This is a genomic window from Aquabacterium sp., from assembly GCF_044226965.1.
GTDB lineage: Bacteria > Pseudomonadota > Gammaproteobacteria > Burkholderiales > Burkholderiaceae_C > Pseudaquabacterium.
The window spans coordinates 1-14235 of the sequence record NZ_JBGAGA010000015.1; the positions used below are offsets into that span (position 1 = coordinate 1).

Genomic DNA, 14235 nt, shown 5'->3' on the forward strand with positions numbered 1-14235 from the left:
CTTGGTGCCGCGCAGCAGGATGCCCACGTTGTCGCCCGCCTGACCCTGGTCCAGCAGCTTGCGGAACATCTCCACGCCCGTGCAGATGGTCTTCTGCGTGGCCTTGATGCCCACGATTTCGATTTCGTCGCCGACCTTGACGATGCCGCGCTCGACACGACCGGTCACCACGGTGCCGCGGCCCGAGATCGAGAACACGTCTTCCACCGGCATCAGGAACGCACCGTCGATCGCGCGCTCGGGCGTCGGGATGTACGAGTCCAGCGCATCGGCCAGGCGCATGATGGCCTGCTCGCCCAGGTCGCCCTTGTCGCCTTCCATCGCCAGCTTGGCCGAGCCCTTGATGATCGGGGTGTCGTCGCCGGGGAAGTCGTACTTGCTGAGCAGCTCGCGCACTTCCATCTCGACGAGCTCGAGCAGCTCGGCATCGTCGACCATGTCGCACTTGTTCAGGAAGACGATGATGTACTTCACACCCACCTGGCGCGCCAGCAGGATGTGCTCGCGCGTCTGGGGCATCGGGCCGTCAGCGGCCGAGCACACCAGGATCGCGCCGTCCATCTGCGCTGCGCCCGTGATCATGTTCTTCACGTAGTCGGCGTGTCCCGGGCAGTCCACGTGTGCGTAGTGCCGGTTGGCCGTCTCGTACTCGACGTGCGCGGTGTTGATCGTGATGCCGCGCGCCTTCTCTTCCGGCGCCGCGTCGATCTGGTCGTACGCCTTGGCTTCACCACCGAACTTGCTCGACAGCACCGTCGTGATCGCCGCCGTCAGCGTCGTCTTGCCATGGTCCACGTGACCAATCGTCCCCACGTTCACGTGCGGCTTGGTACGTTCGAATTTGCCTTTTGCCATGTTTCGCGCTCCTCGCGATCAAACCCGAATGACAATGAAGAAGAGTTGGTGCCCATGGCGCGGATCGAACGCGCGACCTCTCCCTTACCAAGGGAGTGCTCTACCACTGAGCCACATGGGCATCGACACAGGTCTGGACTGCGATGGATTCCAGCCGGAACCCAGACCTGTAGCGACCGCAGGCGCTGGAGCGGGAAACGGGAATCGAACCCGTGTCATTAGCTTGGAAGGCTAAGGTTCTACCATTGAACTACTCCCGCCTTGCCAACCCGCCGCCGGCCAGTGCCTACGCCTGCCGCGGGTTTCAAAAGAGCTTCGCTGTGGTGGAGGAGGCTGGATTCGAACCAGCGTAGGCGTAAGCCAACAGATTTACAGTCTGCCCCCTTTAGCCACTCGGGCACCCCTCCGCAGCGAGCCCGCGACTATAGCAGGTTTCGCTGCCCGGGCAATCAAACCCCCAAGGCCCCGCGCCACGCTGTGGATCGTCATCAGCGTGACCAATCGAGCCGTGCGCCCTGCGCCTCCACGAACGCGCGGGCCTGGCCGAAATGCCCGCAACCGATGAAAGGCTGCGGCGGCCGTCGCGCCGACAAGGGCGAGGGGTGATTGGCGCACAGCACCCGATGCCGGCCGCCGCCAGCCGATGCGATCAAGCCGGCCTTGGCCTGGGCATGAGCGCCCCACAGCAGGTAGGCCTTGGGCCGCGGCTCTGCCGCGGTGGCCGAGATCAAGGCGTCGGTCAAGGCTTCCCAGCCACGTCGGGCATGGACCGCGGGCTGGCCGTCCTCGACCGTCAGCGAAGCATTCAGCAGGAGAACCCCCTGCGTCGCCCAGCCGCCCAGGTGGCCGTTGACGCCACGCTCGATGCCCAGATCGCGCGCCAGTTCGACCATCATGTTGCGCAGGCTTGGGGGCGGCCTGACGCCATCCGGCACCGAGAACGCCAGTCCTTCCGCCTGACCCGGGCCGTGGTACGGGTCCTGGCCGAGGATGACGACACGCACCGCGGCCAGTGGCGTCAGCTCCAGCGCGCGCAGCACATTCGCCGGGTAGATCGCCGCGCCAGCCTGCCGCCGCGCCTCGACGAAGGCGACCAGGGCCTGGCCGGCAGGACTCGCGCGCCAACGCTCGACGATCGGCCGCCAGTCGGCCGGCGCGCGACCCAGCACCGCATCCAGCGGCTCGACCAGCCGGTTGTCCACCGGCATCAGGCCAACAGCGCGGCCAGCGCCTCGCCCGGCTCTTCGGCGCGCATGAAGGCCTCGCCGACCAGGAAGGCATGGACATTTCGCGCGCGCATGCGCTGCACATCGGCCGCAGCCAGGATGCCGGATTCGGTGACCAGCAGCCGGTCTGCCGGCACCTGCGGCAGCAGGCCCAGCGTGGTGTCCAGCGACACCTCGAAGGTCTTCAGGTTGCGGTTGTTGATGCCCACCAGCGGCGTGCGCAGCTTCAAGGCACGCTCGAGTTCGTCGCCGTCATGCACCTCGACCAGCACGTCCAGTCCGAGGTCCAGCGCGCAGGCTTCGAGATCGGCCATCTCGGCATCGTCCAGGCAGGCGGCGATCAGCAGGATGCAATCGGCGCCCATCGCCCGCGCCTCGTACACCTGGTACGGATCGATCATGAAGTCCTTGCGCAGCACCGGCAGCGCGCAGGCCGCACGGGCCTGCTGCAGATAGGCCGCACTGCCCTGGAAGAAAGGCGCGTCGGTCAGCACGCTGAGGCAGGTCGCGCCGTGGCGCGCGTAGCTGGCGGCAATCTCGGCCGGCACGAAATGCTCGCGGATGACACCCTTGCTCGGGCTGGCCTTCTTGATCTCCGCGATCACCGCGGCCTGGCCGGCAGCCAACCGGGCGCGCAGCGCTGCCGCGAAACCACGGGTGTCATGCCGCGCTGCGGCTTCGGCACGCAGCGAGTGCAGATCGCGCAGCCGCCGCGCCGCGGCCACCTCCTCGCGCTTGACCGCGACGATGCGCTGCAGGATGTCGGACATCGGATGCTCCTCGACTCCGACGCTCAGGCCGAACGCAGGGCTTGCGTCGCCGCGACGAACTGGCTCAGCTTGGCCAGCGCCGCGCCCGAGGCCACCACCTCGCGGGCGCGCTTGACGCCCTCGGCAATGGAGCCGGCCACGCCGGCCGCATACAGCGCGCCGCCGGCGTTCAGCAGCACGATGTCCCGCACCGGCCCATCCTCGTTGGCCAGCGCGCGCTGGATGCACTGCACCGACTCTTCCTTGTTCGCGGCGCGCAGCACGCGCGAGTCGTACACCGGCAGGCCGAAGTCGCTGGGGTGCACCACGTACTCGCGCACTTCGCCGTTCTTGAGTTCGCCAACCATGGTCTCGCCGGACAGCGAGATCTCGTCCATGCCATTCATGCCGTAGACCACCAGCACATGCTCGGACCCCAGGCGCTGCAGCACCCGCACCTGGATGCCGACGAGATCGGGATGGAACACCCCCATCAGCTGGTTCGGCGCATTGGCCGGATTGGTCAGCGGCCCGAGGATGTTGAAGATCGTGCGCACGCCGAGCTCCTTGCGCACCGGCGCGGCATGCTTCATTGACGGATGGTGGTTCGGTGCGAACATGAATCCGATGCCGGTCTCGGCCAGGCAGCTCGCCACCTGCTCGGGCGTCAGCGTGATGCAGGCGCCCAGCGCTTCCAGCACATCGGCCGAGCCCGAGGTCGACGACACGCTGCGCCCACCGTGCTTGGCCACGCGCGCGCCCGCGGCAGCAGCGACGAACACCGACGCGGTGGAGATGTTGAAGGTGTGCGAGCCGTCGCCGCCGGTGCCGGCCATGTCGACCAGCTTGCTGCGGTCGGCCAGCACCACCGGCGTGGCGAACTCGCGCATCACCTGCGCGGCGGCGGCGATCTCGCCCACCGTCTCCTTCTTGACGCGCAGCCCGATCGCGAAGGCCGCGATCATCACCGGCGACATCTCGCCGCTCATGATGCGGCGCATCAGCGCCAGCATCTCGTCGTGGAAGATCTCGCGATGCTCGATGACGCGGGTCAGCGCGTCGGTGTTGGTGATGGCCATGGCAGGTGTCTCGGTGTCAGAAGAGGCGGCGCAGCACGCTGACTGCGCGGTCGATGTCGTCGGCGTCCACGTCCAGGTGCGTGACCAGTCGCAGCCGGTACAGCCCGGTGAACAGCACGCCCTGCTCGCGCGCAGCGTCGACGACGGCCTTGCCGTCGCGGCCCGGCGCCAGGTCGACGAACACGATGTTGGTGTGCGGCGGCACCACCGTCACGCCCTCGAGCCCGGCCAGGCCCTCGGCCAGGCGCCGGGCATTGGCGTGATCGTCGGCCAGACGCTCGACATGGTGGTCCAGCGCATGGCGCGCGGCCGCGGCCAGCAGGCCTGCCTGCCGCATGCCACCACCGGCCATCTTGCGTACCCGGCGCGCGCGGGCGATCAGGCCGGACGAGCCCACCAGTGCCGAGCCGACCGGCGCGCCCAGCCCCTTGCTGAAGCAGACGGAGACGCTGTCGTACAGGTCAGCGATGCGGCGCGCATGCTCGTAGGGCGAGCCGCCTTCGCGCTGGCTGCCGGCCACCGCGGCATTGAACAGCCGCGCACCGTCGAGGTGGAAGTTCAAGCCCCGCCGCCGCGCCAGGGCCCCCGCATCGCGCTGGTAGTCCATCGGCAGCACCTGGCCGCCGGTGGTGTTTTCCAGGCACAGCAGGCGCGAGATCGCGAAGTGCGGATCGTCGGGCTTGATCGCCGCCTCGATGTCGGCCAGGGCCATCGTGCCATCGGCCCGCGGCGCGATCGGCTGCGGCTGGATGCTGCCCATCACCGCGGCGCCGCCGGCTTCCCAGCGGTAGGTGTGGGCCATCTGGCTGACGATGTATTCCTCGCCGCGCTGGCAATGGCTCATCAGCGCGCACAGGTTGCTCTGCGTGCCGGTGGGCATGAACAGCGCCGCTTCCTTGCCCAGCAGCGCGGCGACATGCGCCTCCAGCGCATTGACGCTGGGGTCGTCGCCGAACACGTCGTCGCCCAGTGGCGCGTCCATCATCGCCGCCTTCATGGCCGGCGTCGGCCGCGTGACGGTGTCGCTGCGCAGGTCGATCGTCTTCATCGGGTCGCTCCCATGTCGAGGAAGTTGCGCAGCATCGCATGGCCGTGCTCGGACAGGATGGATTCCGGATGGAACTGCACGCCTTCCAGCGGCGTCGGCGTGCCGGCCAGGCCACGGTGGCGCACGCCCATGATCTCGCCGTCTTCCGAGGTGGACGTCACCACCAGATCGGCCGGGCAGCTCTCGCGCTCGATCACCAGCGAGTGGTAGCGGATCACGCTGAAGTCCTTCGGCAGGCCGGCGTACACGCCTTGCTGATCGGTCGTCAGCGTGCTGGCCTTGCCATGCATCTGGCGCTGGGCGCGCACGATCCTGCCGCCCAGTGCCGCGCCGATGGCCTGGTGGCCCAGGCACACGCCCAGGATCGGCAGCTTGCCGATGAATTCGCGGATCGCCGGCACGCAGATGCCGGCCTCGGCCGGCGAGCACGGCCCCGGCGACAGCACCAGGTACTGCGGCTTCAGCGCCGCGATGCCTTCGAGCGTGATCTCGTCGTTGCGATGCACGGCCACGTCCTGGCCCAGCTCGCCGAAGTACTGCACCAGGTTGAAGGTGAAGGAGTCGTAGTTGTCGATCATCAGCAGCATGGTCGTTCCCCTTCAGAAGCCTTCTTCGACCAGCTCGGCCGCGCGGATCAAGGCCCGCGCCTTGTGCTCGGTCTCCCTCCATTCGAGCTCGGGTACCGAATCGGCGACCACGCCGGCCGCGGCCTGCACGTACAGCGTGTTGTTCTGGACGATGCCGGTGCGGATGGCAATGGCCACGTCCATGTCGCCGGCATAGCTCAAGTAACCGCAGGCACCGCCGTAGATGCCGCGCTTGATCGGTTCCAGCTCGTCGATGATCTCCATCGCGCGGATCTTCGGCGCGCCGGTCAGCGTGCCGGCCGGGAAGGTGGCGCGCAGCACGTCCATGTTGCTCATGCCGTCCTTCAGCAGGCCCTCGACGTTGCTGACGATGTGCATCACGTGGGAGTAGCGCTCGACGACGAAGGCCTCGGTCACCTTGACCGACCCGGTCTTCGCGATGCGGCCGATGTCATTGCGCGCCAGGTCGATCAGCATCAGGTGCTCGGCGCGTTCCTTGGGGTCGGCGAGCAGCTCGGCTTCGGTCTGCTTGTCCAGTTCGGGCGAGGCGCCGCGCGGGCGGGTGCCGGCCAGCGGGCGGATCGTGATCTTGTCGCCCTGCTCGGTGTGCTCGTGCCGCACCAGGATCTCCGGCGAGGCGCCAACGATCTGGAAGCCGCCCATGTCGTAGAAGTACATGTACGGGCTGGGGTTCAGCGAGCGCAGCGCGCGGTACAGCGACAGCGGGCTTTCGGTGTAGCGCTTCTTCAGGCGCTGGCCGATCTGCACCTGCATCATGTCGCCGGCGGCAATGTATTCCTTGCTGCGCTCGACCGCGGCCAGGTAGGCCTCTTTCGAGAACTCGCGCTCCACCGCGTACGAAGGCCCGCGCTTGACCGGCGGCGCGGTGACCGAGTAGCGCAGTTTGTCCGCCAGTTCGCCGAGCCGGCGCTTGGCCTTGAAGTAGGCCTCGGGCTGGCCGGGGTCGGCGTAGACGATCAGGTACAGCCGACCCGAGAGGTTGTCGATGACCGCCAGCTCCTCGGTCTGCAGCAGCAGGATGTCGGGCGTGTCCAGGCCGCCGGGCTTGTGCGTCTTGGCCAGCTTGGGCTCGATGTAGCGCACCGCGTCGTAGCCGAAATAGCCAGCCAGACCGCCGCAGAAGCGCGGCAGTCCCGGCCGCAGCGCCACGCGGAAGCGCTGCTGGTAGTCGGCGATCACGTCCAGCGGATTACCCTCGTGCGTTTCGACCACCCGGTCGTCGGTGACGATCTCGGTGGTCCGGCCGGTGGCGCGCAACAGCGTGCGCGCCGGCAGGCCGATGAACGAATAGCGGCCGAAGCGCTCGCCGCCCACCACGGACTCGAGCAGGAAGCTGTGCTTCTGCCCGCCGGCCAGCTTCAGGTACAGCGACAGCGGGGTTTCCAGGTCGGCAAAGGCCTCGCTGAGCAGCGGAATGCGGTTGAAGCCCTGGGCGGCGAGGCTCTTGAATTCAAGTTCGGTGATCACGGGTTCGTTTTCCTTCTCGGCCCGGTGCGGCGGCGGCTGTGGCACGCGCGCCTGTCGACGGGGCTTGGATGTTCAGCGGCTGGGGCGGCGGCAGCGCACACCCCGCGAGGCCGTGAGGCGCGAACCGGGCGGATTCAACAGACAACGGGGGAAGAGAAGCGGCCCGGCGGCCGGCGGCACATCAGACAGGACTGCAGGGTCGCCAGGGCCAGGCTCCCCGGTCGATGGACCTGATCGTCGCGAGGACGGTCTGATGGCACGAGATGGACATGATGGGCGCGCAGTTTAGCAGCGGCCGCGTGGCCTGCAGCACGCGAGGCCCGGGTTTGCGCGCTTTCCGACCTTCCGCCGGGACGGAAACATCCGCATACTTATTGGTTCTGGCCGGTACCAGCGCTTCGCAGGCCGCGCCTCCCCCATCAGGACATCATCGTGAAGACCATCCGCTCGCTGCTGACCTTCGTCGTCAGCCTGTGTCTGCTGGCCGCACTGCCCGCCTCGGCCCAGCACTTCGACACCGCCAACGTCAAGTACGAACCCAGCGCGCAGGTGGGTGGCGCGACGCTGCAGCTCAACGGCGCCGGCATCCGCTACAAGGCCTTCTTCAAGGTCTACACCGCGGGCCTGTACCTCAATGCCAAGGCCTCCACGCCCGAGGCGGTGCTGGCCAACACCGGGCCGAAGCGCCTCCACATCGTGATGCTGCGCGAGATCGACGGCAACGAACTCGGCAAGCTGTTCACCCGCGGCATGGAAGACAACGCGCCGCGCGAGATGTTCGCGAAGTCCATCCCCGGCACCATCCGCATGGGCGAGATCTTCTCGACGCGCAAGAAGCTGACCGCCGGCGAGAACTTCAGCGTCGAGTACGTGCCCGGCGTCGGCACCACCGTGCTGGTGAACGGCAAGCCGGCCGGCGAATCCATCAAGGAGCCGGAATTCTTCAGCAGCCTGCTGATGATCTGGCTCGGCAAGCAGCCGGCCGATCGCACGCTGAAGGAGTCGCTGCTCGGCCGCCCGCCGCAGCGCTCAGGCGAGAACTGACGCCAGCGGCAGCGCGTCGAGCCGGTCGATCACCGCATCGGCCCCCGCGGCGGCCACGGGCTCGCCGTGGTTGTAGCCGTAGCTGACCAGCACCACCGGGCAGCCGGCCGCCCGGGCGGCACGGGCATCGTTGCTCGAGTCGCCGATGATCAGCGTGCGCGACGGCTCGCTGCCCAGCGCGCGGCAGGTCATCTGCAGCGGCAGCGGATCGGGCTTCTTGCGCTCGAAGGCATCGCCACCGAACACTTCGGCGAAGAACCCGTCCAGGCCCTTGCGGGCCAGCAGCGGCCGGGCGAAGGCGGTGGGCTTGTTCGTCAGGCAGGCCAGCGGCAGTCCGCACGCGCGCAGGCGGCGCAACCCTTCGACCACGCCCGGGTAGACCGCCGAATGCTCGCCGTTGATCGACAGGTAGTGGCGCTGATAGGCCGTCCAGGCCGGGTCGTACAGCGCGACGGCGGCGCCCACGTGCGCCAGCGTCGTGCGGATCAGGTGCTCGGAGCCCTTGCCCACCGTGCGTTCGATGAACCCGCGATCGACGTGCGGCAGGCACAGCTCGTCCAGCATGCGATTGAGCGCAGCCTCGAAATCGCCGACGGTGTCGACCATCGTGCCGTCGAGGTCGACGATGGCAGCCTGCCACGCCAAGCCCTGGTTCCGGATGCCGTTTTCCATGGCCCGCATTGTCCACGGCGACCGCCGGCATCGCGGCTAACATGCGCCGCACCATGCCTGACCCGGACATCGCCGATGCCGACCTGGTGGCCCGCTGCCGCGCCGGCGATACCGCGGCATGGCGCCTGCTGGTCGAACGCTACCAGCGCCTGGTGCACGCCATCGTGCGGCGCACCGGGCTCGACGAGCACCATGCGGCCGACGTCTTCCAGACCGTGTTCTCGCGGCTGCTCGAGCATCTGCCGCGGCTGACCCAGCCCGAGCGCCTGCAGGCCTGGATCGTGACCACCGCCAAGCGGGAAGCCCTGCGGACGCGCGAACTCGCCCGGCGCAATGTCTCCCTGACGCCCGAGGACGACGAGGCCCCCTCGCTGGCCGAGGCCCTGGCCGACGAGGCCCCGCTGGCGGAGGAGGCGCTGTCCGACCTGCAGCAGCTGCACCGCCTGCAGCAGGGCCTGCAGCGGCTCGACGACCGTTGCCGCGCGCTGCTCGCGCTGGTCTTCCGCGACGATGACGAGGCGCTGCCCTACACCGAGGTGGGCGAGCGCCTGGGCCTGCCGGTGGGGAGCATCGGCCCCACCCGCAGCCGCTGCCTGGACAAGCTGCGCAAGCTGGTGCTGGAATGACACGCCATCCCTTGGCCAGCAGGTATCTGGGCCCCGCCTGGCAGCTCTGTCGTGCCAGGCCCCTGGCAGAAGCGACATGAAACCTTTGCACGACATGAGCGATGAAGAGCTGGGCGCGGCCCTGGCACGGGCGCAGCGCGAGCTGCCGGCCGCCCCGGCCGCGTGGCGCGAGGCCGCCGTGGCCCTGATGCCCTCGCCGCTGGCCGCGGCCGGCGCGGCGCTGGGCCGCCTGGTGCGCGCGGTGCTCACCTTCGACAGCTGGGCCCAGCACGCCACCGCCGAAGGCCTGCGCTCGTCTCGCCAGCCGACCCGCCACCTGCTGTACAGCGCGCAGGGTCGCGACCTCGACCTGCGCATCGCGCCCGGCCCCGAGCACTTCGTGCTCAGCGGCCAGGTGCTGGGGCCGGACGACAGCGGCCGCATCGAACTGGATTCGATGGACGCCGGCCAGCGCCACAGCGCCGAACTCGACGACCTGGGCGAGTTCCGCATCGACGGCGTCCGCGCCGGCCGCTACCGTCTGCTGCTGCATGTGGGCGATGCGCCGGTGATGGTGGAACCGCTCGACGTCGGGGCGCCGGCCGCTTGAATCCACCGGCCGACGCGCGGGTGGCCCGGGCCTGGGCCCTGAAGGAGGCCTGCTACGAGGCCTGGTCGCGCGATCCGACCCAGGCCGCCGCGGCCGCCCGCGAACTGGCCGAGCTGCGCTGCGACGACCTGCCGGCGCGCGAAGCCGCCCTCGTGCGCGGACTCGGCCGCTGGACCGCGGGCATTGCCGACGTCACCCAGGGGCAGATGGCGGAGGCGGTCGCCGCATTCGATGACGCGCAGCGCGCGCTCGGCGAGGCCGGCGAGGCCGACGCCGCCGCGCAGACCCAGGTGCCGAAGATCATGGCGCTGTCGATGCTCGGCCAGCACGAGGCCGCCGCCGCCTGTGCGCAGGCCGCCCAGCAGGCGCTGCGGGCCCTGGGCAACCTGGCCGCCGCGGGACGCGTCAGCCTCAACCTGGGCGGGCTGCTGCTGCGCCGCGATGCCTATGCCCAGGCCGCGCGCCACTACCGCGAGGCGGCCGTGCTGTTCGCGCGCCGGTCCGACCACCAGCACTCGGTCCTCGCCGACCTGGGACTCGCCGCCGCCCTCAGCTCGATGGGCGACTTCGACGAGGCCCTGCGCATCTACGCCCGGGCGCGCGTGCGCGCGCAGCGCCACGACCTGCGCCAGTCGCTGGCCATGATCGACGAATCGGTGGCCCTGGTGCAGCTGGCGCGGGGCCAGTACGACACCGCGCTGCAGGGCATGGAATCGGCCCGGCGCGGTTTCGAAGCCCTGGGCCTGCCGCACTGGACGGCGGTGGCCGAGAAGCAGCTGGCCGACACCTACCTCGAGCTGCGCCTGCTGCCGGAGGCGCTGGCATTGTTCGACGCGGCGATCCAGCGCTTCCGCACGCTGGCCTTGCCGGAAGACGAAGCCTTCGCGCTCGCGCAGCGTGGCCGTGCACTCGCGCTGAGGGGCCGCCGGGAGGCCAGCCGCGACTCGTTCCAGGCCGCAGCCGAGCGCTTTGCGGTCCAGGCCCACGAGGTCGGCCAGGCCAGCGTGCAGCTCGCGCTGGCCGAGCTGGCGCTGGCGCAAGGCGATGCGGCCGGCGCACTGCAGCAGGCCCAGGCCGCCGCCGCGGCACTGGCCCGCAGCGGCCATGCGGAGGGCGCCACGCGCGCCGCGGTGCTGCGCGCCGAGGCGCTGGCAGCGGCCGCCCCGCCCGACGGACCCGAGGCGAGCGCCGCCCGGTCCGTTGCCCGCGGTGCGTACGAAGCCGCGCTGGCCGATGCCCGCTTGCGCGGACAGCTGCCCGCCCAGGTGCGCTGCCTGAGCGGCCTGGGCCTGCTGACCTGGGCCGAAAGCCGTGCCGGCGAAGCCGCAGCCGCGTTCGAAGCGGCGATCGACCTGCTCGAAGACCAGCGCCGTGCCCTGCCCGGCGACGAATTCCGCAGTGCCTTCCTGACCGACCAGCTGCTGCCCTACCGCGCGCGCCTGCGGCTGGCCCTGGCCGACGGCGACGCCGCGGACGTGCTGACCCAACTGGAGCGCTACCGCGCCCGCTCGCTGGCCGACCGGCTGGCCGGCGCCGACACGCCGCTGGCGGACGCGGACCCGGCCTTGCGCGAGCGTGTGAACTGGCTGGCGCGACGCGTGCGCCGCCTGCAGGAGGACGGCGAGCCGTCGGCTGCGCTGGAGGCGGACCTGCGGGCGGCCGAGCACCAGCTGCTGGAATCGGCGCGGCGCGCACGGCTGGCCGGCGGCGCCGCGGCCGCCAGCGCTGCCGACGCCCGGTTCGACCCGGCGGCGCTGCAGGCCGGGCTGGCCCCTGGCGAGGCCTTGGTGGAATACGGCGCCCTGGACGGCGAGCTGTTCGCCGTCGTGGTCCGGGCAGATCGCCTGGTGCTGCAGCGGGCGCTGGCAACCGAGGCGGATGTCGTGCGCAGCGTGCAGTCCGCCCGCCTGCAGCTCGACGCCCAGCAGCAGGCCGACGTCCGCCTGGCCGCGCACCAGGCGCAGATCGCCGGGCGGATGCAGCAGCGGCTGCGCCAGCTGCACCAGCAACTGTGGGCACCGCTGGCGGCGAGCCTGGCCGGCGCGACGCAGGTGCTCATCGTGCCGCACGGACCGCTGGCCAGCCTGCCGTTCGCCGCGCTGCCAGCCGATGCGCGGCCGGGCGATGCGCAGCCTGGCGATGCGCCGGAAGCCCTCGGCCATCGGCTGGTCCTGGCACAGGCGGCCAGCGCCCAGGCCGCGCTGCACGGCCTGCGGCATGCCCACCGCGTGCCGCGGCACGCGGTGGTGATCGGCGAGTCCTCGGCCCTGCCGTGGGCGGATGCCGAGGCGCGCACCGTCGCCGCCTGCTATCCGAGCGCCGACCTGCTGGTGGGCGCCGCAGCCAGCTGCGCCGCCCTCGAGGCCGCGGCGCCCGCGGCCGACGTGCTGCACCTGGCCTGCCACGCCCAGTTCCGCGCCGACAGCCCGCGCTTCTCGGCCCTGCACCTGGCCGACGGGCCGATGACCGTGGAGCGCGCCGAGCGCCTGCCGCTGGCGGCCGGCCTGGTGGTGCTGAGCGCCTGCGACACCGCCCTGGCCGACGAGGCCGCCGGCGACGAGCAGGTCGGGCTCGTGCGCGCCTTCCTCGTGGCCGGCGCTGCCCGCGTGCTGGCCGCCCTGTGGCCGGTGCGCGACGACGTGACCGCTGCCTTCATGGCGCACTTCCATGCGGCGCTGCAGTGCGGCCAGACGGCCGGCGAGGCCTTGCGTGCCGCGCAGGTCGCGCTGGCCCGCAGCCACCCGCAGCCCTGCCACTGGGCCGCCTTCACGCTGTTCGGCGGCTGGTAGCACGCGCTTTCCATTTCGGGCGGACGCAAACGCGCTGTCCGCGCGTACACGAACGGTCAACCGGTATCCAACGGACGCTTCGGTGCTCTGTCCTGCCGGAACGCCCACCTGCCGCTGCCTGAGCACCCGCCCATGAGACACCCTCTGCTGACCCGATCCGCCCTGACCCTGGCCACCTGCCTGGTCCTGAGCGTCGCTGCGACCGCCTCCGGTGGCTCCGGCGGGAGTGGCAGTGGGGGCAGCGGCGGCGGTGGCGGCGCGACCGGCGATGCCGAAGTGCCGGGCGAGATCCTGGTGAAGCTGCGCAGCACCGGCGCGCTGCAGCCGCTGCTCGCGCACCAGCCCGTCACGCTGATCGGCCAGTTCGGCGCGCGGCCGATCTACCGCCTGCGCGTGGTCGGCAGCGCACGGGTCAAGGACGTGGTCGCGGCACTGGCGCTGGAGCCCGATGTGCTGATCGCCGAGTCCAACGTCACGCATCGCAGCCCGGAGGCCCGACGCACCATTCCCTGGGCCATCGGCACGCAGGCGGCCTACACCGCGCAGTGGGCGCCCTCGGCCATGCGCCTGGCCGACGCCCAGCAGCAGGCCACCGGCGCCGGCGTCCGCGTCGCGGTGCTGGACACCGGCATCGACCTGAACCATCCGCTTTTCGCCGGCCGGCTGCTGCCCGGCCGGGATTTCGTCGACGGCGATGCCGACCCGTCCGAGGTGCCCGGTGGCGCCACCGGCGCCTACGGCCACGGCACCCACGTGGCCGGCCTGGTGGCGCTGGCCGCGCCGGGCGCCCGCATCCTGCCGCTGCGGGTGCTGGATGCCGACGGGGTCGGCAACATGTGGGTGCTGGGCGAGGCGCTGCTGTACGCGATCGATCCGGACGGCAATCCGGCCACCGATGACGGCGCCCATGTCATCAACCTCAGCCTGGGCAGCCTCACGCGCACCAAGATCCTCGACACCATCGCGCAGATTGCGTCCTGCGCGCCGGCCACGCCGGACGACCCGATCGGCGATCGCAGCGACCCCGGCTATGCCGACGACGAACGGCGCTGCGCGAACGGCAGCGTCGGGACGGTGATCATCGCCGCCGCCGGCAACGACAGCAGCGGCAGCGTCAAGGAATACCCGGCGGCCGAGTCGGCCTACGGCCTGTTCTCGGTGGCCGCCAGCGACAGCAGCCAGCGCCTGGCCAAGTTCAGCAACAGCGGCACCTGGATCGACCTGGCCGGCCCGGGCGACGGCATCACCAGCAGCATCCCGGGCGGCTGGGCCACCTGGAGCGGCACCTCGATGGCCACGCCGCTGGTGGCCGGCACGGCCGCGCTGGTGCGCAGCCAGGACCTGCAGCTGCGTCCGCGGGAGGTGCTCAAGCGCCTGCGCGACGGCAGTGCGCCGCTGTGCGGCAGCAACATCCGGCAGGTCGACGCACTGACCGCCGTGAACCCTTCGGCGGCGCCGCTGGCAGGCTGCAAGTAACGCGCAT

At 70.7% G+C, this 14235-nt stretch carries 13 protein-coding genes and 3 tRNA genes; 5 read left to right on the forward strand and 11 right to left on the reverse strand.

The features are described from left to right. The 10 genes from tuf to trpE all read right to left on the reverse strand — a co-directional run. The coding region (gene tuf / locus ACILR4_RS09030) for an elongation factor Tu (protein ID WP_395700519.1) at positions 1 to 855 on the reverse strand (855 nt) is incomplete at its 3' end. Positions 856 to 901: 46 nt separating this feature from the next. Then, positions 902 to 976: transfer RNA gene (locus ACILR4_RS09035), tRNA-Thr, on the reverse strand. Positions 977 to 1041: 65 nt separating this feature from the next. Beyond that, positions 1042 to 1115, reverse strand: a tRNA-Gly gene (locus tag ACILR4_RS09040). Positions 1116 to 1176: 61 nt separating this feature from the next. Beyond that, positions 1177 to 1262: transfer RNA gene (locus tag ACILR4_RS09045), tRNA-Tyr, on the reverse strand. Between the two features lie 81 nt (positions 1263 to 1343). Continuing rightward, the gene (locus tag ACILR4_RS09050; RefSeq protein WP_395700520.1) at positions 1344 to 2063 is read right to left on the reverse strand and encodes a uracil-DNA glycosylase; all 720 of its coding nucleotides are present in this window, start codon (positions 2061 to 2063) and stop codon (positions 1344 to 1346) included. After that, entirely contained in the window at positions 2063 to 2851 is a 789-nt protein-coding gene (gene trpC / locus ACILR4_RS09055; RefSeq protein WP_395700521.1) for an indole-3-glycerol phosphate synthase TrpC, read from the reverse strand. Before trpC ends, ACILR4_RS09050 begins: the two co-directional genes overlap by 1 nt. A 23-nt stretch (positions 2852 to 2874) precedes the next feature. Beyond that, complete coding sequence (gene trpD, locus ACILR4_RS09060) at positions 2875 to 3909, reverse strand: anthranilate phosphoribosyltransferase (RefSeq protein WP_395700522.1); 1035 nt, start codon at positions 3907 to 3909, stop codon at positions 2875 to 2877. 16 nt (positions 3910 to 3925) lie between these two features. Beyond that, positions 3926 to 4957: a low-specificity L-threonine aldolase gene (ltaE, locus tag ACILR4_RS09065; protein ID WP_395700523.1), complete on the reverse strand. Its 1032-nt coding sequence runs from the start codon at positions 4955 to 4957 to the stop codon at positions 3926 to 3928. After that, complete coding sequence (locus ACILR4_RS09070) at positions 4954 to 5544, reverse strand: aminodeoxychorismate/anthranilate synthase component II (RefSeq protein ID WP_395700524.1); 591 nt, start codon at positions 5542 to 5544, stop codon at positions 4954 to 4956. The genes ltaE and ACILR4_RS09070 overlap by 4 nt, the downstream gene beginning before the upstream one ends. A 12-nt stretch (positions 5545 to 5556) precedes the next feature. Further along, entirely contained in the window at positions 5557 to 7032 is a 1476-nt protein-coding gene (trpE, locus tag ACILR4_RS09075; protein WP_395700525.1) for an anthranilate synthase component I, read from the reverse strand. 432 nt (positions 7033 to 7464) lie between these two features. Between trpE and ACILR4_RS09080 the strand changes: the two genes are divergently transcribed. After that, positions 7465 to 8076, forward strand: a complete 612-nt coding sequence (locus ACILR4_RS09080; protein WP_395700526.1) for a chalcone isomerase family protein — start codon at positions 7465 to 7467, stop codon at positions 8074 to 8076. Here ACILR4_RS09080 and gph read toward each other — a convergent pair. Next, positions 8062 to 8748: a phosphoglycolate phosphatase gene (gene gph / locus ACILR4_RS09085; protein WP_395700527.1), complete on the reverse strand. Its 687-nt coding sequence runs from the start codon at positions 8746 to 8748 to the stop codon at positions 8062 to 8064. The two genes, ACILR4_RS09080 and gph, sit on opposite strands and share 15 nt — an antisense overlap. 53 nt (positions 8749 to 8801) lie before the next feature. On the opposite strand from gph, the gene ACILR4_RS09090 reads away from it, so the two are divergent. The 4 genes from ACILR4_RS09090 (at position 8802) to ACILR4_RS09105 (ending at position 14228) form a co-directional block, all read left to right on the forward strand. Beyond that, complete coding sequence (locus tag ACILR4_RS09090) at positions 8802 to 9374, forward strand: RNA polymerase sigma factor (RefSeq protein WP_395700528.1); 573 nt, start codon at positions 8802 to 8804, stop codon at positions 9372 to 9374. 76 nt (positions 9375 to 9450) lie between these two features. After that, positions 9451 to 9963 (forward strand): carboxypeptidase-like regulatory domain-containing protein, encoded by a 513-nt coding sequence (locus ACILR4_RS09095; RefSeq protein ID WP_395700529.1) that lies wholly within the window; start codon positions 9451 to 9453, stop codon positions 9961 to 9963. After that, positions 9960 to 12752 (forward strand): CHAT domain-containing protein, encoded by a 2793-nt coding sequence (locus tag ACILR4_RS09100; protein ID WP_395700530.1) that lies wholly within the window; start codon positions 9960 to 9962, stop codon positions 12750 to 12752. Before ACILR4_RS09095 ends, ACILR4_RS09100 begins: the two co-directional genes overlap by 4 nt. 132 nt (positions 12753 to 12884) lie before the next feature. Next, positions 12885 to 14228: a S8 family serine peptidase gene (locus ACILR4_RS09105; protein WP_395700531.1), complete on the forward strand. Its 1344-nt coding sequence runs from the start codon at positions 12885 to 12887 to the stop codon at positions 14226 to 14228. Positions 14229 to 14235 lie beyond the last annotated feature (7 nt).